This is a genomic window from Pseudoalteromonas sp. MEBiC 03485 (genome assembly GCF_004195145.1).
GTDB classification, from domain to species: Bacteria; Pseudomonadota; Gammaproteobacteria; order Enterobacterales; family Alteromonadaceae; genus Pseudoalteromonas; species Pseudoalteromonas apostichopi.
In genome coordinates this window covers 1,627,084-1,646,107 of sequence record NZ_SGBT01000001.1, presented here as the reverse complement: position 1 = coordinate 1,646,107, position 19,024 = coordinate 1,627,084, and the positions used below count along the sequence as shown (strand labels likewise).

Sequence of the window (19,024 nt, the reverse complement as noted above, 5' to 3'; positions counted from 1 at the left end):
CCTAAATGGCTAAGGTAGATACTTAGCAGGATTGACTGCTTGACCCCGATAACGAATTTCAAATCTCAAAGCCGTAACCGAAGAGTCTGAACTGCCCATTTCTGCTATTTTCTGCCCCGCCTTTACTTCCTGTTTTTCCTTTACAAGCAACTTTGAATTGTGCGCATAAGCACTTAGGTAATCATCATTATGTTTCAGAATAATTAAATTACCATACCCCCTCAATGCGTTGCCCGCGTATACCACAGTTCCATGTGCAGCAGCTAAAACAGAAGCCCCTTGTTTATTAGTAATTTGTAATCCTTTAAAGCCATTCTCTTTATTAGAGAATCGTTGTGTTACTTTACCTTTTGCAGGCCAGCTCCATACAACTTTTGCATTAGAATTACTGTTTTTATCACTAATTATTTTGTTGGCTTGTTTCTGAACATACTCTCGTTGTTTTGGCTGATCAAGCTCTTTCTTTAATTTTTTGTTATTTTTTTGTGTATAAACAGTAGACTTTTTACTCAAATTCGTATATTTTTTCGTCTTTTTTGGTTTTTGTGCCGATTTTTTAAGCAGCACTCTCTGCCCCGGGAAGATAGTATAAGGTGCTGGAATATCGTTTATTTTTGCAAGAGTGCGAAAATCTTGCTGAGCGCTGAAGGCAATTGAGTACAAAGTATCTCCCTTTTTGACTACATATTTTGAGCCAGAGATATTTACTTTGCGAGTGGCTGGTTTAACTTTATTATCTAAACTACTGACAGGCGCCGGTGCTTCGCGAGAAGTACAACCAAAGAGCAAAATACTAAGAAACAAAGTAACATAGACTGTTAACTGCCTGCTCATCGTAAAATGCTCCTTATCGTACTAATTTAATGGTTTTGCGGGTTATCGCAGTAAAAAGTACGCAACCACTACTAAAACAACTAATCCCCAGCCAAGTGCTTCAACATATTGACGTAATTTTTGTTCCATTTTAACACCCCCCCACTTCATTAAAGCCGACACTAAGAAGAAGCGTGCACCACGGCCTATTGTCGAGGCAATTAAAAACGGCAAGAATGCCATTTGCATCAAGCCTGCACCTATGGTGAAAACCTTATAAGGTATAGGTGAAAAGCCCGCTAAGAAAACAACCCATACACCATAGTTTTCGAACCAGCTTAATGCAGTATCAAATTTAGCTTGCCAACCCATTTGTGTGATGAGTGGTTCAACCACAGGTTCAAATAACCAAAAACCAAGTAAGTAACCTAAAATACCACCGATTACAGAAGCTATGGTGGTAAAGCTGGCAAAGCGCCACGCTTTATCTGGTTGGGCTAGCGACATAGGCGCTAGCATGACATCCGGCGGCACCGGAAAAAAAACGGATTCAGCAAAGCTCATCCCTGCTAAATAGCGCTCTGCATGGCGGTGTTTAGCCCATATAAGCGCCATATCATATAACTTAGTAAACAACTTCAAAGTTTAACGTCCTATTCAATATCACCAGGTACCAAAGGTACAAATCGTACTGGTGCAACTTTATGTTCTGTAAATGTGTCGCCATTTCTAACGACCATCATTAATTGCTGATCTTGCTCACCAATAGGTGCAATCATAACGCCCCCATCAGCAAGTTGTGCAAGTAGCCCTTGCGGCATAGTGGCAGCTGCAGCTGTAACAATAATTCCTTCAAAAGGTGCTTGTGACTGCCAGCCCTGCCAACCGTCTCCGTGTTTCATGGTGACATTGTATAAATCAAGCTTGTGTAAACGGCGCTTTGCTTGCCATTGCAGTGCTTTGATACGCTCCACCGAGCACACTTTAGTAAAGGTTTTTGCCAGTATTGCGGTTTGATAGCCGGACCCAGTACCAATTTCAAGCACTTTGTCACGTACCCCAGCTAAGCGAAGTAATTCTGTCATGCGCGCCACAATATAGGGCTGCGAAATCGTTTGTCCTTGACCAATTGGCAATGCGGTATTCTGATAAGCTTTGTGCTGTAAAACATCATCGATGAAAATATGTCTGGGTGTCGAGGCAATCGCTTCAAGCACAGTGCTATCTTCTACACCCTCGCGTTTTAATAATTCAGCTAATGCGAGTGCGCTGCGATTATAATTAGTCAGCACTATTAATCTCCATATTTGCTAACCAGCTATCAACGGCTTGTAAGCTTTCTTTCGCCGTCATATCAACACTGAGAGGTGTGACTGATGCGAAACCATTATTAATGGCGTAAAAATCAGTACCTTCACCAGCATCACTTTCAGCACCTAAAGTCCCATACCAATAAATATCACGACCCCATGGATCTTGTTGTTTAGTCATGGTTTCAGCTTTATGGCGCGAACCTAAACGGGTTACCTTTACGCCTTTTAGCTCAGTTAGCGGAATATCTGGCACGTTTAAGTTGATGATTTGATCTTTCGGTAATGGGTGCGAGGCCAACTCTTTAATAATGCTTACAGCAACGGCCGCAGCAGTCTCAAAATGATTTCCTTCTTTAGAGCATAACGAAACAGCAATAGCCGGTAGTCCTAGATGGCGTCCTTCGGTAGCAGCTGCAACAGTACCTGAATACAAGGTATCATCACCTAAATTTGCACCGTGGTTTATACCGGCTACAACTAGATCTGGCTGCTGTTCAACTAGTTCATTAACCCCTAAATGCACACAGTCAGTCGGCGTGCCATTAATCGAAATAAAGCCATTATCAAGCGTGGTTGCACGCAATGGATTCATTAGCGTTAATGAATTACTTGCGCCACTACAATTGCGATCTGGAGCCACTAAGGTCACATCAGCAATTTGCGTTAACGCATGATACAAAACCGCAATCCCTTTAGCATGCACGCCATCATCATTGCTTAGTAAGATTTTCATTTACGCATCCTTTTGTTTTTGTTCTTTAGGGCTAGCGTCTTGATACTCCACCAGCTCTCTTAACAAGGCTGTAGCAAAACAACCTTTTGGCAAACCAAAACTTAACTTTAAAGTGATTTCGTCAATGGTTTCAACTGCCAATGAGTCTGGAATAAGACGTAACATTCTACGTTCGTTCTTAAGGCCTAACTCGCTTAGCCCATCTATCCAAGATTGATAAGGTTCGAGCCACATTTTTTCGGTCTTGGTCAAACCCTTTTCGCCTTTACCAACCATAGGGGCCGACATCATAATATCGCCAGACGCTAAACGCGCTATATTGTCATCACTTATATTGTCTTCAAAAAACGCATTACTTCCGCTAAGCATAAACACTTCGCGGTGCATTGTTTTAGCAAGGCCATGCTCGGCAACACGCTTGCTTACTATTTCATTAAAGACATAAGAGCGTGCAGCTGAAATAACTAAACCACGCAATTTTTTATCACGGATACGCTCTCCAGCAAACATTCGCTTTGCCATTTCAAGGTTGTGGCCACCATGACCAAAGCGCTGCTCACCAAAGTAATTAGGCACCCCTGCGCGCACCGCATTAATACGACACAAAATATCCAGTGGCTCAGTCACATTTCGTAAAGTAATGCTAAAGCGATTGCCTTTATGGCAGCCGGTTCGAAGCTTACGATTATGACGCTGTTGCGATACAACAAAAAACTGCTCGTTATTTAACTCACTAAATTCAATGTGCTTTTTAATCGGTACTGGCACACTAAACCATTGTGTACACACACCATGGCGGTCTTTTAAACCCGCATAACTTACATCACGTGGGGATACGCCAGCTTTTTCGGCAATGCGTTTAGCAACAAACTGAGTATTTTCGCCTTTTTTTACAACCTGTAAGCAAACATGCTCACCAGAGCCTGTAAACTCAATACCTAAATCTTCATCAACCATGAAGTCTTCGGCGTGGGTTTTAAAATCAGCCTTAGAAAGGGGTTTACCGTATAAGTAGTTTAACTCACTCATGCGTTTTGTTTGCTCATAATCACTACAGCGTGGCTAGAGATACCTTCTTTACGGCCTTCAAACCCTAACTTTTCTGTGGTTGTTGCCTTCACATTTACTTGAGAAATATCAGCTTCAAGGTCTTGGCATAAGTTTTCACGCATAGCTTGAATATGCGGCAACATTTTTGGCGCTTGAGCAACAATCGTGACATCGGCATTGCCAAGTACGTAACCTTGCTCTTTAGCAAGACCAACCACGTGGCGTAGCAAAATTCGGCTATCAATATTTTCGTATTCGCTGGCGGTATCAGGGAAATGCTTGCCAATATCACCCATTGCTAATGCACCTAAAATGGCATCACATAATGCGTGGATTGCTACATCACCGTCTGAATGAGCTAAGAAACCTTGCGGATAATCTATTTTTTCACCACAAATTACCAGCGGTCCTTCGCCGCCAAATTTGTGTACATCAAAGCCATGGCCAATTCGAATCATGAGGTACTCTCGTTTTGTTGTTTTTGCAGTAAAAATGTTGCTAAATCTAAATCTTCTGGGGTGGTGATTTTAATATTATCACTACGACCAACAACCAGCTTAACAGGCTGCTTAGCCCATTCAATTGCCGATGCCTCATCGGTGATAGTCACACCACTTTTAAGAGCTTGTGATAGCGCATCTGTCAGCGCCTGATAAGGGAAAAATTGAGGGGTTAAAGCCAGCCATAAATCATCACGTGGCACCGTTTGCTCACTGTGCGAATGGCCGCGCTTGATGGTGTCTTTTACTTTTGACGCTAAAATACCGCCTTCATTATCTTTTATACATTCAGTTATTAAACGCTGAATATCAGCCAAACACACTAATGGTCTTGCTGCATCGTGAACAAGCACCCAATCTGGCGGGTTGTCGGCAAGTGATACTAAGGCATTTAGCACAGAATCAGCGCGCTCTTTGCCACCTGAAACGCGTTCAATACGCTTATCAATATGAGGTAAATCAGCAAAATAGCCATCATCATCGCTGATTGCTACTTTAATAGTATGTAAATCGTTCAGTTCGGCAAGCTTACTCAGGGTATGTTCTAAAATAGTCTTACCCGCAAGTTCAATATACTGTTTTGGCGCCGAATGCTGCATTCGACTCCCTACTCCCGCAGCGGGAACAATGGCGGTTATAATTTGCTTAGTGTTCATTTTGCTGTTGACCTGGTAATACACGAATAAAGGTTTCGCCAGGTTTAATCATTCCTAATTCATTGCGCGCTCGCTCTTCGATTCCCTCTTGACCGAGTTTTAAATCTTGAATATCGGCTTTGAGGACCTTGTTGCGCTTTAATAATTTTGCATTAGCGTCTTGATGAGAGGTAACCGCCTGTTTTAAACGAGTGTAATCTTGCACTCCATTATGGCCAAACCATAAGCGATACTGAATAAATAAAGCCAAACATAACAAGGCGAATTGAAAAACCCGCATTGAACACTCCTTCGCGGTTAAATTAAGTCAAAGGGCGTTTTAAATTACGCCAATTTATATTGCTTGCAAGTAGCATTTCTCTTAATGACAAACGCTTAGGTGTAGTGCGTTTATTAAATTGCCATTGATGGCCACAGCACGCAGCTGCCATCACCGCTTTTGCAGGCTTTAACAGGTGTACATGTGTGTGCTCTAACGATTCACCTGAATTATCAAACCAACCAAGCTCGTTGCAATGTACCTTATTGTCGCTTACTTGATCTAAGCTGTCTATGCGCACCGTAGTACATTGTTCGTCATTAATTAGCACGGGAACAATTAACCCGCGCTTAGCATGGTGACTATAAAACTCTTCTGAGTCTTTTTTATTATAAACTGGCGGCGTTGTTTTTTGTTTTTCAAGCCAACTACCGTTTTGTGAATCTAGCTGCAATGGCGCATCACCACTCACAATACGCATAGCCAAACGCTCTATGTAGTAGGGCAAGCTTGCTAATAAGCGTTTTAGCCTTGCAGCATCTGGTTCATCAACCAAACGTGGGATCTCACGAGCATAAAATGCGTTGCATAACTGCGCATACAAAGCACGATCGGCATCAGTCTGCCAAATTTCGGCTTGTTGCGAGTGTTCGCTCTGTGAAGTTGGTTTAGACAATGCGCGCTCTTATAAAACAAATGCTTGACTGTTTTATAGCATAGAGCGTTTATTGAGCGCTACTTTACTGCGCCTTTTTTACCCAATTTTGCGTTGCCAGTTTCTAAAAACTGCACCACTGCATCACGCTTTTTACCTAATAACAAACTACCATCAGCTAAAAACATAAAGTTTTGCCAACAACGTTTAAAAACCGCAAAGCTGGTTTCAATAATATTGTCGCGAGCCATACAAAAATACACAGTGGTGTTTGCTTCCCACGCTAAGTGGTTAAGGATCTCTTCTGGTAACTGCTCATCACCAGCTTCCCACGCATTTTCCCAGTTAATGGTTTCTGAAAAGCTGTCTTCTTTGCCACACCAATCTGTTTTATCAAAAAAGTCCGGGTGGTCATGCTCACGGCTTACCATAGTGGTCCATAAAACCGCAGCGCGTTCAGCACTCATAGGTTTAATTTGCGCTGCGTCTTCGTTGCTTATAGGCATATCTTTATGACGGAAAACCCAGGCTTTTTTGTATTCATCTAACGAAATATAATTCATAGTTTAGGCAGTTTGTTTCAGCGTATAATGTGCAAACTGCAATTATACCCAAATGACTCCAAGATGCGAGATAAACACATGACAATCAAACCTGGTATTTACCAACATTACAAAGGCCCAAAATATAAAGTTGAATATGTTGCTACTCATAGCGAAAACAATGAGCCACTGGTAATTTACCAAGCGCTATACGGAGAATTTGGTATGTGGGCACGCCCGCTCAGTATGTTTACAGAAACAGTCATTGTAGAGGGGAAAACTGTACCGCGTTTTGCATACCTTTCAGACGTCGTCTAACTGTGGCATCATGACGTTATTAATCACTGCTCAGACCAGATAAGGTGACATCGTGCTTTTTAATTCAACCGATAACTACATTGCCAGTAACTCATTAAAACAAGCGGTTAACGCAGCAATCTTGCTCGAAAAACCCCTGCTTATAAAAGGTGAGCCAGGCACAGGCAAGACCATGCTGGCGGAAGAGCTTGCGAAAAGCTTAGACACCACACTGATTCAATGGCACATCAAATCAACCACTAAAGCGCAGCAAGGCCTTTATGAATATGATGCGGTATCACGCCTGCGCGACAGTCAGTTAGGTGATGAGCGTGTGCACGATATCAGCAACTACATTGTAAAAGGCAAATTATGGCAAGCCTTTACCTATGGAGAGCAACATAATAAACGCCCAGTGCTATTGATTGATGAAATCGACAAAGCCGATATCGAATTTCCAAACGACTTGCTATTAGAACTCGATAAAATGGAGTTTCATGTTTATGAAACCGGCGAGCGAGTGATTGCTAAGCAACGTCCGATTGTGATCATTACCTCGAATAACGAAAAAGAGCTGCCAGATGCCTTTTTACGTCGTTGTTTTTTCCATTACATTGATTTTCCAAGTAGCGAAGAAATGGCACAGATTATCGATGTACACCACCCTCACGTTAAACAAGATTTAGTTCGCCAAGCACTTGAGGTGTTCTTTAATCTACGTGAAGTAAACGGCATTAAGAAAAAGCCATCAACCAGCGAATTGCTTGATTGGTTAAAGCTACTGATGGCTGAAGATATAGACGCTAAAACACTGCATGATAAAAGCCAAAAAGGTGGCTTAATGCCGATGTTTGGGGCGTTATTAAAGAACGAGCAAGACATTAGCTTAATCGAAAAACTTGCTTTTATGAGCCGCCGTTAAGATGTTAATTGCGTTTTTCTTTAAGCTTCGCGAATACCGCTTACCAGTTAGTTTGCGAGAGCTACTTGATTTGATCAATGCGCTCAAGCAAGGGGTTATTTTTGCAGACGTTGACGCGTTTTATTACTTAGCGCGTACCATCATGGTTAAAGATGAAACCCATTTTGACCGTTTTGATAAAGCCTTTGCTGATTACTTTAGTGGAGTCGCTGACCTTGATCTTCTCGAAAGCTTAAAACAACAACATGCCTTGCCTGATGATTGGCTGCGTAAAGAGTTTGAAAAGCATTTAAGCGAAGAAGAAAAAGCGCAATTACAAGCCATGGGCGGCCTTGATAAACTCATGGAAACCCTCAAGCAACGCCTTGAAGAGCAACAAAAGCGCCATGCTGGGGGTAATAAGTGGGTGGGTACTGGTGGCACTTCGCCATTTGGCGCCTATGGTTATAACCCTGAAGGTGTGCGAATAGGTCAAGACGGTAATCGACATCGCCGTGCAGTGAAAGTATGGGATAAACGCAGCTACCGAAACCTTGATAGCGACCGTGAAATAGGTTCTCGCACCATTAAACTTGCTCTTAAAAAACTGCGTAAATTTGCCCGCACTGGTGCCAGCGATACACTCGATCTAACCGAAACTATCCGCGCAACGGCAAAGCAAGGCGGCATGCTAGATGTAAAAATGGCTCCAGAGCGCCACAATGCAGTAAAAGTATTGATGCTGTTTGATATCGGCGGTTCAATGGATGATTACATTCATACCTGTGAAGAGTTATTTAGCGCTGCACACAGCGAGTTTAAACACCTTGAGTTTTACTATTTTCACAACTGTTTATATGAACATGTTTGGCAAGACAACGAACGTCGCCACTCAAATGTGATTGATACCATGACCTTGATTAACAAGTTCACCAGCGACTACAAGGTGATCTTTGTTGGCGATGCCACTATGGGGCCCTACGAAATAGCCTACCCCGGTGGCAGCGTAGAACATTGGAATGAAGAGCCTGGCAGTGCCTGGCTAAATCGCATAACCAATCACTTTGATAAAGTCGCTTGGCTCAACCCACAACCTGTTGAACACTGGCGCTATTATCAATCGATTGATTTTATAAAGCAGCTAATGGACAACCGCATGTACCCACTCACGCTAGATGGGATTAGTAATGCCATTAGGGAGTTGAGTTAGAGCCGTCAGCCGTCAGCTGACGGCTGACGGCTGATAGCTGATAGCTGATAGCTGATAGCTCCCTTTACATTACCTTCCAAACCAAAAACACCAGTGCAAAGCCAACTAAATAAAGCAAACCCAGCCAGCTTAGGGTACGTAATAAGGGTGAGTGATGAATGCTAGGTTCTGAGCGCACTAAACTAAAGTTCAGCCATGCAAATACGGGAGTCGTTACAAAAGCGAGGGTCATTGCAAAAGTAAGCATTGGCCCAAGGGCTGATTTAAAAAATAAAATCACTGCCATGCCAGCAAATGCTTGCAGTAATAACCACATATTTAAACTATGTTTAGATTGTTTAATCGATAGCAGTTTATGCGACTCATTTAATGTTCTGGCGTAGCCGTCAAGCACTGTTAGCGTGGTACCAAACATACATAAAAAAGCGATACCCGAAACCAGCGGCCTTGCCCACTCGCCCATAGTGAGGGCATACATATCAATTAGCTGCTTAGCAAAGGCCACGCCACCTAATTGCAAAGCTTGTGCTTGACCATATTGCACTAATACACCTAGTGAGAAAAACACGAGCGCCAGTGCTGCGGTAAGCCAGTAACCCAAATTAAAATCAAACAAGCCTTGTTGTTTTGTCACCGCTTGTTGGTGCTGCTTTTCTTTTAGCCACAGTGAGCTAATTGCTGATATTTCGATAGGTGCAGGCATCCAGCCCATCAAAGCAACCATAAAGCCAAGCATGGCAAGTTCATAAGGCGACGGGCCCACATAGTCAACAGACGCCGCTGTTCCATTATTCATAACGCCATTATTAATCGCTACTATCAACGCAGCTACTGTTGTAACCGTTAGCAGCCCCATAATTAGCTTAGAAACATTATCGAGCGCTTTAAAGTGCCCCAATAACAAAATAAGCAAACATACAGCCAAAATCAGCCAGCATAATAAGGTTACAGAAATAGTAATAGGTAATGCGTAGTGCAGCAGGCTAGCCGTTAATAATAAAACCCCTGCAGTGTTCACCACAGCGGCAACAATATTAAGCGCAATAAAACTATAGAAATACCCAGGCCCTTTTTGCTTATAGCCCTCAACTAAACTTTGCTTAGTCGCGAGTGTGTACTCCATGCCAAATCGAAAGAATGGGTACTTCAATACGTTTACTACAATGATTAGCCAAAATAGCTGCCAGCCGAATAACGACCCTGCTTGTGTTGAGGCTACTAGATGTGAGCCACCAATGGCGGCTGTAGCCATTAAAATACCCGGCCCTAGAGCATTTAATTTAGATTGCCAATTTGATACTGCTGATTGCATACGCTTTGTGTATTTTATTCTTAGTTACAAGCAACTTACAGCGTTTTAGGTGAGATTGGAAGCAGAGCAAGTTAGCAACTCTAGATAACTTACAATATGTGTCAAGTAACTCGCAAACTTTACTCTTTCCCCTAGTAACTCGCTAACTTTTTGAATTTCAACCTGAGTGACGGCTGGAGGCTGAATAATAAAACTAAAAAAGCCAAGCGTTTCGCAACGGTTGGCTTTTTTAGGTTAAGTTTTAAGGCTAGTCACTTGGACTGGCGAATTATAATTAGCTCAGATTCATTTCCTGAATGATTTCGTGGGCAATTTCCGGTGTAGTACTGACCGGCTTTTCGTGTAGTTTGGCTTTCATTTGCCCTTTACGATGCTTCAGAGATGCATCTAGTTTTTTTGCGGCACTTGCAATTGCTGGGTACATCACATCATCCTCAGCTTTTACTGATAAACTTGCACCTTCATAGGTTGTGCTGATCTCAGCTTGATGTTTGTGATGTTCTTTTGAAAGAATAATATCAAGAGATATTAGTGATGGAAAATGGCTTGCAATTTTCGAGAACTTCTCGTTGATGTGCTCTCTTACAGAGTCAGTAACGTCAACATGATGACCAGAAATATTAATCTTCATAGGGTATCCTTTTTTATTGTTACCTCACAGTTAGTATTGGGGGCGAATTGAATTAACACAAGCGAAAATTGCAGATAATTAGTAATTGATTGTAACCACTGATGATTTAGATCATGCGTTGCGGATAAAGTATGCAAAAGCCCGCACCACACGGGCTGTTCAGAGAGGTTAACATCTGCTCATTAAGTGTACGAGCAACAATAATCTGCGAAATCAGTTACCTTGACGCGGAAGGTAACGTTCGCGTCTACATTAAATGAATCTCCCGCCTTCATGGTTTGCCACTGTGTTTCGCCAGGCAGTAATACTTGCCACTCTCCCGCTAGCAGCTCCATGTGCTCTTTTTGATTTGTGCCAAACTCAAATTCTCCTGGCTGCATAAAGCCCAATGTTTTAGTGCTACCATCGGCAAATAGCACAACACGGCTCGAAACTTTTCCATCAAAATAGACATTCGCTTTTTTTACAACACTTACACTGTCAAACTGAGTCATACTTACTCCTGAGATGTTTTGTTATTAACGTATAGACATTGCCAGTTGTCGGTTTAGTATTCAAGTAGGGCTGGGTGATAAATAATCAAGCCGGATTAGCTGTAAGATCGTACAATTGTTGTAGGACAGGCTTTAGCGCGAGTATCTGAATGGATCGTTATAATGGAACCTCAAAGAATATGGCTTTAACGCTTTGTAACGCGCCTTGCATCCAAGCTCAAACCGATACCATATTTAGGTATCTATTGGTATTAAGGGCTATATTATGGCTAAAACACTAGCATTACTTTGGGTGACCATTTTGACAGTTTTATTGCTAATCAACTCCAAAGCGGCCGCTATGGCTCAGCAAGTGAAGTCATACGCGCCGCTTTACGTTTACTTGAAAGCCAAAAAACGAAAATGAACACTTTACGCCAATTACTTATTGAAGGTGAAAATAGTGGAGTTGCGGATTATGACCTTGATTCGTTTATCAATGAATTAGATAAAAATGAAATAAAATGAGGCCATTTTAGTTAACTAACAAGGCAAAATCTGATTTAAAAGATGCAGCCTTGTTTACATCTCGACGCAGGGGTCGTAAACAGCGAAATATTTATCTAAAACAGTTTGATGACATATTCTGGCTATTAGCCGAAAACCCTGAAATTGATAAAGACTGTGACGAAATTCGCGATAGCTACAGAAAATTTCCACAAGGAAGCCACGTAATCTTTTATCGTCAAATCGGCAGTCAAAATATTGAGATTATCCGTATTCTCCACAAAAGTATGGATGTGAATCCAATTTTTGGCGCATAGCCTTCATTTAAAAGGCGAAAGTAGCAAACTCAAATCTGACTTCTGGTATTTAACTTAGAAACATGACTTTTCCCGCCAAATAAATTTCACGCCTACGGTGAGGAATTTTTAAAGCTGACGGCTGAAAGCTGAGAGCTAAAACCGTTGGGTTTCACTCCGCTCTACCCAACCTACGGGGCATAAAAAAGCCCGCGCTGTGGTTATACAGGGCGGGCTTTTAAATTTTAGCGGCTAAAGCTTAGAACAAAGCGTTTGCTTTGTTTACGATGTTTTCAACAGTGAAACCAAAGTGCTTGAATAGTTCGCCTGCCGGTGCTGACTCACCGAAGGTCGTCATACCAACTACTGCGCCATTTAGGCCTACGTATTTGTACCAGTAGTCTGCGATGCCCGCTTCAATTGCTACGCGGCGTGTTACGCTTGCTGGTAGTACGCTTTCTTTATAAGCAGCGTCTTGCTCATCAAATAAATCAGTTGAAGGCATAGATACCACGCGTACTTTTTTACCTTGTGAACGAAGTTCTGCAGCGGCATCTTGTGCAAGCTGTACTTCAGAACCTGTTGCAATAAGGATAAGTTCTGGCTCACCGTCACAGCTAAGTACGTAACCACCTTTTTTCACATCAGCTAACTGCTGTGCAGTTCGCGTTTGTTGCTCAAGGCCTTGGCGAGTGAAAATCAGTGACGTTGGGCCATCTTTACGTTCAATAGCTTGTTGCCACGCAATTGCAGACTCAACTTGGTCACATGGGCGCCAGTTCACTAAGTTTGGCGTTAAACGCATGCTAGCAATTTGCTCTACTGGTTGGTGCGTTGGACCATCTTCACCTAAACCAATTGAATCATGCGTGTATACGAAGATGCTCGGCTGCTTCATTAATGCCGCCATACGTACTGCGTTACGAGCGTATTCCATGAACATTAAGAAAGTAGCGCCGTAAGGGATAAAGCCTTTGTGCAGTGCAATACCATTCATAATCGCTGACATACCAAATTCACGTACACCGTAGAAAATATAGTTACCGCTTGCATCGTTTGCTTCTAAGCCTTTTGAACCATCCCAAAGTGTTAAGTTTGAACCAGCAAGGTCAGCAGAGCCACCCATGAATTCTGGTAATAATGGACCAAACGCGTTTAATGCATTTTGTGATGCTTTACGAGTTGCTGGGTTTGCTGGGTTTGCTTGTAACTCTTCGATGTAAGCTTGTGACTTTTCAGCCCAATCAGCTGGTAACTCACCATTTGTACGGCGTTTAAACTCAGCAGCAAGTTCAGGGTACGCGCTTGCGTAAGCGGCAAATTTTTCGTCCCAGCTTGCTTCTAGTTGCTTACCTTTTTCTTTGCCATCCCACTCGCTGTAGATATCAGCAGGGATCTCAAATGCATCGCCAGTCCAACCTAGGAACTCACGAGATGCTTTAATTTCGTCTTCGCCTAGAGGTGCACCGTGACAGTCATGGCTACCTGATTTGTTAGGTGAACCGTAACCAATCACTGTTTTACAACAAATGAGTGATGGCTTATCAGTAATGCTGCGAGCTTCTTCGATTGCGGCGCGAATTGCATCTGGGTTATGACCATCTACATCGCTTACTACGTGCCAGCCGTATGCTTTGAAGCGTGCTGGTGTGTCATCGCTGAACCAACCTTCTACTTCACCATCAATTGAGATGCCATTGTCATCCCAAAACGCAACTAGTTTACCTAGGCCTAATGTACCGGCCAATGAACAGGCTTCGTGAGAAATACCTTCCATTAAGCAGCCATCGCCCATGAATGCGTACGTGAAGTGATCAACAATATCGTGGCCTTCACGGTTAAACTGTGCAGCTAGCGCTTTTTCGGCGATTGCCATGCCCACTGCATTTGTGATCCCTTGACCTAATGGGCCCGTAGTAGTCTCAATACCAGGAGCGTAACCATACTCTGGGTGACCTGGTGTTTTTGAGTGCATTTGACGGAAGTTTTTAATTTCTTCTAGTGGTAAGTCATAGCCACTTAAGTGCAGTAGAGAATAGATCAGCATTGAACCATGACCATTCGAAAGAATAAATCGATCGCGGTCTGCCCACTCTGGATTCGTAGGGTTGTGCTTTAGATAATCGCGCCATAGTACTTCCGCGATATCTGCCATGCCCATAGGGGCGCCAGGGTGGCCAGATTTGGCCTGTTGTACTGCGTCCATTGATAAGACGCGAATAGCATTTGCAAGTTCTTTGCGTGATGGCATGAATTCTCCTACCTTTATGTATTTGCGCTGGTTGTTTATGAAGCCCCATTCTTACTTATTGTAAGGGTACAGTGCAATTAAAAATCCGCATTAAATGCAGCAATTATGGGCGTTTATTAAGAACAATACGTTATTAGTAATTTTAAATGGACGTCTAGGCGTAAAATTACTATGCAAACATATTTGTTTTAGATAAAATACGCCCCTTAATTTTTTAGCGCTATTACCGACGTTTGTGAAGCGCAATATTTGTGAGCAGAAATACAATGGCAAAACATTTATTTACTTCTGAATCTGTTTCTGAAGGTCATCCGGATAAAATCGCGGACCAAATCTCTGACGCGGTTCTAGATGCTATCTTAGAGCAAGATTCTCATGCCCGTGTTGCATGTGAGACTTACGTTAAAACTGGTATGGTGATGGTTGGTGGTGAAATCACAACTAGCGCTTGGGTTGATATCGAAGAAATCACACGTAAAACAGTACGTGAAATCGGTTACACGCACTCTGACATGGGTTTCGATGCTGACTCTTGTGCAATCCTAAACACTATCGGTAAGCAATCTCCAGACATCAACCAAGGTGTTGACCGTGCTCGTCCTGAAGAGCAAGGTGCTGGTGACCAAGGTCTAATGTTCGGTTATGCATGTAACGAAACTGACGTTTTAATGCCTGCACCAATCACTTATTCACACCGTCTAGTTCAGCGTCAAGCTGAAGTTCGTAAAAGCGGTGAGCTTAACTGGTTACGCCCAGATGCAAAATCTCAAGTAACGTTTGCATACGAAAATGGCAAGCCTGTTGGCATTGATGCAGTTGTTCTTTCAACTCAACACTGTGATTCAATCTCACAAAACGACTTAGTTGAAGCGGTAATGGAAACTATCATTAAACCGGTTCTTCCTGCTGAGCTTATCTCAAGCGCAACTAAGTTCTTCATCAACCCAACTGGCCGTTTCGTAATCGGTGGCCCAATGGGTGACTGTGGTCTTACAGGTCGTAAAATCATCGTTGATACATACGGTGGTATGGCTCGTCACGGTGGTGGTGCATTCTCTGGTAAAGATCCATCAAAAGTTGACCGCAGCGCTGCATACGCTGCACGTTACGTTGCTAAAAACGTGGTTGCTGCTGGCCTTGCTGATAAATGTGAGCTACAAGTTTCTTACGCTATCGGTGTTGCAGAGCCAACATCAATCAGTATCGAGACATTTGGTACAGGTAAATTAGAAGAAGCGCGTCTAATCGAATTAGTACGTGAGCACTTTGATCTTCGCCCTTACGGCTTAATCCATATGCTTGATCTTGAGCGTCCTATCTATCAACCGACTGCGGCTTACGGTCACTTCGGTCGTGAAGAGTTCCCTTGGGAGCGCACAGACAAAGCAGACGCACTTCGCGCAGCAGCTGGTCTGTAATAGGTTAGATAAAATAAAAAAGCGCTTCGGCGCTTTTTTTTATTTCTGGCTTATCTGATTTAAAGATAACTTATAATTTTTTCGTAAACTGCCACACCCCAGACTAAGGCTAGAATTAGCAACGCCAATGTCACTGCCGCTGAAGCCATATCTTTAGCACGCCCTGATAATACATGATACTCAATCCCTACTCGGTCAGTCAGTGCTTCTATTGACGAGTTAAGTAACTCGACGATTAATAGTAATAAGTAAGGAATAAACAGCACTAACCAATGATTCAACGACTGTGCAAGCACGACTGATAAAGGTAATAAACACACCCCTAGGTAGATTTCAGAGCGAAATGCGGACTCTTCTTTAAATGCCGCTTTAAATCCTTTAACTGAACATTTAGTTGCTTTAAAAATGCGTCCAATACCAATACCATTTGGCTTATTAACCAAGGGAATTTTTGGTTCTTTCATGCTTTTCCTACTGCTCGCCTTTTAGCAACAAGTGCCACGCTATGCCCATATATTGGTTATATGCGTTGAATGTTGCGTCATCTATTTTTGCAAAAGGTGTGCTTTGTTTGTTGTAACGCACATCATATCGCTGCTTTTCGTTGATCAAATGATATTCATAAATCCCCGAAAAGTCACCTCGCCATAATTGTTGTCCTTTGCGAGCTGTCTGAAAGCCAAAAATTGTCCGGTCTGTTGTTGGTGATAATAGTGATTTACCAACGCTATAGAATGCACTATTTGGCTTTGCCACCAAATTCAAAATTGTAGGAGCAATATCCATATGGCTGGCCAGCTGCGGTTCTGCCTTTAGTTGCTGTATAGCTTGACCATAAAAAACAATGGGTACATGAGTGAGTTCATATAAATTAGGCTGGTCATGAATGTAACGACGGCTGTAATGATCGCCAGTAATAACAAAAAGTGCATCAGGGTATTGCGACTCCATCTTATCAACAAACTCTCCAAGCATATGGTCCGCATACCAAAGGTGGCCAAGTGTATAGGGCGACAAAAGTTCTGAGTTTAACTCTCGTAATGCTGAAGGGTAATCATCAATAGACTCCAAGGGGTAGCCATACTGTTTTAAATTTAAATTAAAAGGTCCGTGATAACTGGTTGTCATTACAACATTAAAGGTATTTTCTTTCGCTTTATTAGCAACCAGTTCGAATAGTTGTTGATCATCTATACCCCACACACCTGCTGAACCTTTACCTCCCATGTCTGCTGCTGAATATAATCTATCAACACCTTGTGATTTTGCGTATGTCCCAATATTCTGCCAAGACAATAACCCCCCATAAAAAAACTGGCTGCGATAGCCTTGCTGTTCCAATTGCTCGAATAACGACATTGGACTAGCTGGTTTTTGTGGGCCAATCTTGCTCATATTAACGCCTGCATAAGGAATGCCGGATAAGATGCTTGAAAGCGAGTTCATTGTGCTACTCGCTGCAGGCAATGCATCTGGGAAATACAAACCTTTTTCAGCCAGTTTTTGTAACTGTGTTGTAAGACCTAGCCCAAAATACTTTTCTTGTAATGGCCACGAATCATAACTTTCCATTATTATAAGAAATATTCTCGATGGCTGCGTAGTAAGTACGCCAGTTGTAGTATGCTTTAAATTAATTAGCGGTTCGCTAATAGATTGATCATTAGCTAAATAAGGATTCTTGGAGTTAGCGCCATGACTCTGAAGTTCATTATAATCTCTGATTGCGTATATAAAGCTTCTCAACGGATTTATGACTAAGTTATTGGCGAAAGGATCTGGTGTCACTGCAGACCATTTGCGCATTGCAGGGCGAGATTCAAAAGACCCTCTTACAGCACAAATTGTTAAAACAACCATGATTATAACAAGCACTGTGCGCTTGACTTTACAATCCGTAAACAAATTACTCAGTACATGAAGCTGATGCCGATTAATCCAATTGCAAATGTTAAATGAAAAATACAATAAAACACATAATGTAATGACACTACCCCATGGTTTATATTGCATAGCGACTGTCTTGAGAATTGCGGCCTGATCGTCATGCAGCCCTTCAAACATGAAGTAATTAAACTGACTACCATACTCAGCTATGTAGGTCACACTAACAACACATAGTAACACGCTTAAACTAAGATATATCTGAGCACTGTAATGACGAACACTAGCAACCCAATGCGATTTTCGAATTGGTTGTAAGAAACAGTTAAAAATAAATGGAATTGTTAAGCAAACACCAGCAGCAGCAGAATCAAAGGCAAAGCCTGCTTTTAATGTCGTTGCAAATGTATCGAGTGTTAAAGGACTACTAAGATGGTCATAAAAATAGAATAAGAAAAACACTCTAAATGCCATAAATAAAGTGACACCAGCTAGCCATAACATTGCCAACCGAGTATTTTCCTCAACAAAGGCATACCACCTACTTGTAGCAAACGGCTTAAGTTCCATAAATACAATATCCCTGTAATAAAAACGAAACAGAGTGTATTTAAAAAAGGAACAATTTCAATCAATCTTTTGTAATTATATGTAATATTTTTGTATTACTACTCAAAATGAGGGCATGAACCGATACGGCTGGGTGATTTGATACGAGAAAATTGATTATTAGCTAATTGTTCTCGGAGTGCTTCTAGAGTTTTATAGACGCTTTTTAACGACACTTTATTACTTAACCAGCGGGGAATTGAGCCACTTGGATCTGCATAGGCTTGATGGCGTACCAACAAATTGCTTTGTTGCTCTTCTAAACGCCAATAAGCGGTAAGGTCTTTAATACGCACAATGCCTGCAACTTCGGCTTTTGCATACGGTTGGCTTTTGATTTGTAACTCTGTTTTGTGTTCATCCAAAGCATGATAACAAGAGTAACTCACTAAATCTCGGTCTGACACCGGCCAAGGCGAATTAAAATGGGTGTAAACAAGCGTTTCCGAGGGGCTTAAGCGCTCCATTAAAGTCACGCTTTTTACATTTTCAAGCCAATTTGGTGCATTGTCGGTATCACTTAACAACGCCATAAAGTCACTTGCTTTGGCATTTTTAACCAGCACAGAGGCATTAATTTCTACAATGCCAGTGTCGTGTTTTTTATAGCTAACTTTAATATCGTCTTGCTGTTTGTAAGTTTTCCATTCGATAGGATTAGCAAATGCCGATAAACTCAACCATGCTAACCCAATCCATAGGCCAAAGCGCATT

22 protein-coding genes and 1 pseudogene are annotated in these 19,024 nt (G+C 42.2%); 6 read left to right on the top strand and 17 right to left on the bottom strand.

The features are described 5' to 3' along the window. Positions 1-9: 9 nt before the first annotated feature. From EVU92_RS07620 to EVU92_RS07575, 10 genes are read right to left on the bottom strand one after another with little or no spacing between them, the layout of a single operon-like run. The gene (locus EVU92_RS07620; RefSeq protein ID WP_130050702.1) at positions 10-834 is read right to left on the bottom strand and encodes a peptidoglycan DD-metalloendopeptidase family protein; all 825 of its coding nucleotides are present in this window, start codon (positions 832-834) and stop codon (positions 10-12) included. Positions 835-876: 42 nt separating this feature from the next. Continuing rightward, complete coding sequence (locus EVU92_RS07615) at positions 877-1,455, bottom strand: YqaA family protein (RefSeq protein ID WP_130050701.1); 579 nt, start codon at positions 1,453-1,455, stop codon at positions 877-879. An 11-nt stretch (positions 1,456-1,466) separates the two neighbouring features. Continuing rightward, complete coding sequence (locus EVU92_RS07610) at positions 1,467-2,105, bottom strand: protein-L-isoaspartate(D-aspartate) O-methyltransferase (RefSeq protein WP_054551144.1); 639 nt, start codon at positions 2,103-2,105, stop codon at positions 1,467-1,469. Beyond that, entirely contained in the window at positions 2,095-2,859 is a 765-nt protein-coding gene (surE, locus tag EVU92_RS07605; protein WP_130050700.1) for a 5'/3'-nucleotidase SurE, read from the bottom strand. The genes EVU92_RS07610 and surE overlap by 11 nt, the downstream gene beginning before the upstream one ends. Beyond that, a complete protein-coding gene (locus EVU92_RS07600) occupies positions 2,860-3,888 on the bottom strand; it encodes a tRNA pseudouridine(13) synthase TruD (protein ID WP_130050699.1) in 1,029 nt (342 codons plus the stop codon). After that, positions 3,885-4,367: a 2-C-methyl-D-erythritol 2,4-cyclodiphosphate synthase gene (ispF, locus tag EVU92_RS07595; RefSeq protein WP_130050698.1), complete on the bottom strand. Its 483-nt coding sequence runs from the start codon at positions 4,365-4,367 to the stop codon at positions 3,885-3,887. Before ispF ends, EVU92_RS07600 begins: the two co-directional genes overlap by 4 nt. Further along, on the bottom strand, positions 4,364-5,065 hold the full coding sequence (gene ispD / locus EVU92_RS07590) for a 2-C-methyl-D-erythritol 4-phosphate cytidylyltransferase (RefSeq protein ID WP_130050697.1): 702 nt from the start codon (positions 5,063-5,065) through the stop codon (positions 4,364-4,366). Before ispD ends, ispF begins: the two co-directional genes overlap by 4 nt. Beyond that, positions 5,055-5,345, bottom strand: a complete 291-nt coding sequence (gene ftsB, locus EVU92_RS07585; RefSeq protein WP_130050696.1) for a cell division protein FtsB — start codon at positions 5,343-5,345, stop codon at positions 5,055-5,057. Before ftsB ends, ispD begins: the two co-directional genes overlap by 11 nt. 22 nt (positions 5,346-5,367) lie before the next feature. Beyond that, entirely contained in the window at positions 5,368-6,000 is a 633-nt protein-coding gene (locus tag EVU92_RS07580) for a hypothetical protein (RefSeq protein ID WP_130050695.1), read from the bottom strand. 59 nt (positions 6,001-6,059) lie between these two features. Continuing rightward, positions 6,060-6,542 (bottom strand): DUF2947 domain-containing protein, encoded by a 483-nt coding sequence (locus tag EVU92_RS07575; RefSeq protein ID WP_130050694.1) that lies wholly within the window; start codon positions 6,540-6,542, stop codon positions 6,060-6,062. Between the two features lie 78 nt (positions 6,543-6,620). On the opposite strand from EVU92_RS07575, the gene EVU92_RS07570 reads away from it, so the two are divergent. The 3 genes from EVU92_RS07570 to EVU92_RS07560 are packed head-to-tail and all read left to right on the top strand — an operon-like array spanning position 6,621 to position 8,929. Next, the gene (locus tag EVU92_RS07570; RefSeq protein WP_130052252.1) at positions 6,621-6,839 is read left to right on the top strand and encodes a DUF1653 domain-containing protein; all 219 of its coding nucleotides are present in this window, start codon (positions 6,621-6,623) and stop codon (positions 6,837-6,839) included. Positions 6,840-6,891: 52 nt separating this feature from the next. Continuing rightward, positions 6,892-7,740 (top strand): MoxR family ATPase, encoded by an 849-nt coding sequence (locus EVU92_RS07565; protein WP_063703233.1) that lies wholly within the window; start codon positions 6,892-6,894, stop codon positions 7,738-7,740. Position 7,741: 1 nt separating this feature from the next. Next, positions 7,742-8,929 (top strand): VWA domain-containing protein, encoded by a 1,188-nt coding sequence (locus EVU92_RS07560; RefSeq protein ID WP_054551134.1) that lies wholly within the window; start codon positions 7,742-7,744, stop codon positions 8,927-8,929. Between the two features lie 64 nt (positions 8,930-8,993). Here EVU92_RS07560 and EVU92_RS07555 read toward each other — a convergent pair whose 3' ends face one another. From EVU92_RS07555 to EVU92_RS07545, 3 genes are all read right to left on the bottom strand, one after another. Next, a complete protein-coding gene (locus EVU92_RS07555; protein WP_130050693.1) occupies positions 8,994-10,241 on the bottom strand; it encodes a divalent metal cation transporter in 1,248 nt (415 codons plus the stop codon). Positions 10,242-10,515: 274 nt separating this feature from the next. Continuing rightward, positions 10,516-10,872 carry a ribosome-associated translation inhibitor RaiA gene (raiA, locus tag EVU92_RS07550; protein WP_130050692.1) on the bottom strand — a complete coding sequence of 119 codons (357 nt, stop codon included), beginning with the start codon at positions 10,870-10,872 and terminating at the stop codon, positions 10,516-10,518. 182 nt (positions 10,873-11,054) lie between these two features. Then, positions 11,055-11,366: a pyrimidine/purine nucleoside phosphorylase gene (locus EVU92_RS07545; protein ID WP_130050691.1), complete on the bottom strand. Its 312-nt coding sequence runs from the start codon at positions 11,364-11,366 to the stop codon at positions 11,055-11,057. 282 nt (positions 11,367-11,648) lie between these two features. Between EVU92_RS07545 and EVU92_RS07540 the strand changes: the two genes are divergently transcribed. Then, positions 11,649-11,873, top strand: a complete 225-nt coding sequence (locus EVU92_RS07540; protein ID WP_205987941.1) for a type II toxin-antitoxin system ParD family antitoxin — start codon at positions 11,649-11,651, stop codon at positions 11,871-11,873. 23 nt (positions 11,874-11,896) lie between these two features. Continuing rightward, positions 11,897-12,169, top strand: a pseudogene (locus EVU92_RS07535) (type II toxin-antitoxin system RelE/ParE family toxin); the annotation flags it as partial. A gap of 238 nt (positions 12,170-12,407) precedes the next feature. Here the strand turns inward: EVU92_RS07535 and tkt are convergent. Next, positions 12,408-14,399, bottom strand: a complete 1,992-nt coding sequence (gene tkt / locus EVU92_RS07530; protein WP_130050689.1) for a transketolase — start codon at positions 14,397-14,399, stop codon at positions 12,408-12,410. A gap of 266 nt (positions 14,400-14,665) precedes the next feature. Between tkt and metK the strand changes: the two genes are divergently transcribed. Continuing rightward, positions 14,666-15,817 (top strand): methionine adenosyltransferase, encoded by a 1,152-nt coding sequence (metK, locus tag EVU92_RS07525; protein WP_130050688.1) that lies wholly within the window; start codon positions 14,666-14,668, stop codon positions 15,815-15,817. A 59-nt stretch (positions 15,818-15,876) separates the two neighbouring features. On the opposite strand, the gene EVU92_RS07520 is transcribed toward metK, so the two are convergent. The 3 genes from EVU92_RS07520 to EVU92_RS07510 form a co-directional block, all read right to left on the bottom strand. Continuing rightward, on the bottom strand, positions 15,877-16,281 hold the full coding sequence (locus EVU92_RS07520; RefSeq protein ID WP_130050687.1) for a diacylglycerol kinase: 405 nt from the start codon (positions 16,279-16,281) through the stop codon (positions 15,877-15,879). Positions 16,282-16,288: 7 nt separating this feature from the next. Further along, positions 16,289-18,271: an alkaline phosphatase family protein gene (locus EVU92_RS07515; RefSeq protein ID WP_130050686.1), complete on the bottom strand. Its 1,983-nt coding sequence runs from the start codon at positions 18,269-18,271 to the stop codon at positions 16,289-16,291. A gap of 98 nt (positions 18,272-18,369) precedes the next feature. Continuing rightward, positions 18,370-19,023 carry an START domain-containing protein gene (locus EVU92_RS07510; protein WP_130050685.1) on the bottom strand — a complete coding sequence of 218 codons (654 nt, stop codon included), beginning with the start codon at positions 19,021-19,023 and terminating at the stop codon, positions 18,370-18,372. Between the last annotated feature and the right edge of the window lies 1 nt (position 19,024).

Excerpts from the sequence above, each read along its gene's own strand:
- EVU92_RS07620 (WP_130050702.1), bottom strand. The coding sequence starts at position 834 with ATGAGCAGGCAGTTAACAGTCTATGTTACTTTGTTTCTTAGTATTTTG.
- surE (WP_130050700.1), bottom strand. The coding sequence starts at position 2,859 with ATGAAAATCTTACTAAGCAATGATGATGGCGTGCATGCTAAAGGGATT.
- EVU92_RS07600 (WP_130050699.1), bottom strand. The coding sequence starts at position 3,888 with ATGAGTGAGTTAAACTACTTATACGGTAAACCCCTTTCTAAGGCTGAT.
- ispF (WP_130050698.1), bottom strand. The coding sequence starts at position 4,367 with ATGATTCGAATTGGCCATGGCTTTGATGTACACAAATTTGGCGGCGAA.
- ispD (WP_130050697.1), bottom strand. The coding sequence starts at position 5,065 with ATGAACACTAAGCAAATTATAACCGCCATTGTTCCCGCTGCGGGAGTA.
- ftsB (WP_130050696.1), bottom strand. The coding sequence starts at position 5,345 with ATGCGGGTTTTTCAATTCGCCTTGTTATGTTTGGCTTTATTTATTCAG.
- EVU92_RS07575 (WP_130050694.1), bottom strand. The coding sequence starts at position 6,542 with ATGAATTATATTTCGTTAGATGAATACAAAAAAGCCTGGGTTTTCCGT.
- EVU92_RS07570 (WP_130052252.1), top strand. The coding sequence starts at position 6,621 with ATGACAATCAAACCTGGTATTTACCAACATTACAAAGGCCCAAAATAT.
- EVU92_RS07560 (WP_054551134.1), top strand. The coding sequence starts at position 7,742 with ATGTTAATTGCGTTTTTCTTTAAGCTTCGCGAATACCGCTTACCAGTT.
- EVU92_RS07555 (WP_130050693.1), bottom strand. The coding sequence starts at position 10,241 with ATGCAATCAGCAGTATCAAATTGGCAATCTAAATTAAATGCTCTAGGG.
- raiA (WP_130050692.1), bottom strand. The coding sequence starts at position 10,872 with ATGAAGATTAATATTTCTGGTCATCATGTTGACGTTACTGACTCTGTA.
- EVU92_RS07545 (WP_130050691.1), bottom strand. The coding sequence starts at position 11,366 with ATGACTCAGTTTGACAGTGTAAGTGTTGTAAAAAAAGCGAATGTCTAT.
- tkt (WP_130050689.1), bottom strand. The coding sequence starts at position 14,399 with ATGCCATCACGCAAAGAACTTGCAAATGCTATTCGCGTCTTATCAATG.
- metK (WP_130050688.1), top strand. The coding sequence starts at position 14,666 with ATGGCAAAACATTTATTTACTTCTGAATCTGTTTCTGAAGGTCATCCG.
- EVU92_RS07520 (WP_130050687.1), bottom strand. The coding sequence starts at position 16,281 with ATGAAAGAACCAAAAATTCCCTTGGTTAATAAGCCAAATGGTATTGGT.
- EVU92_RS07515 (WP_130050686.1), bottom strand. The coding sequence starts at position 18,271 with ATGGAACTTAAGCCGTTTGCTACAAGTAGGTGGTATGCCTTTGTTGAG.
- EVU92_RS07510 (WP_130050685.1), bottom strand. The coding sequence starts at position 19,023 with ATGCGCTTTGGCCTATGGATTGGGTTAGCATGGTTGAGTTTATCGGCA.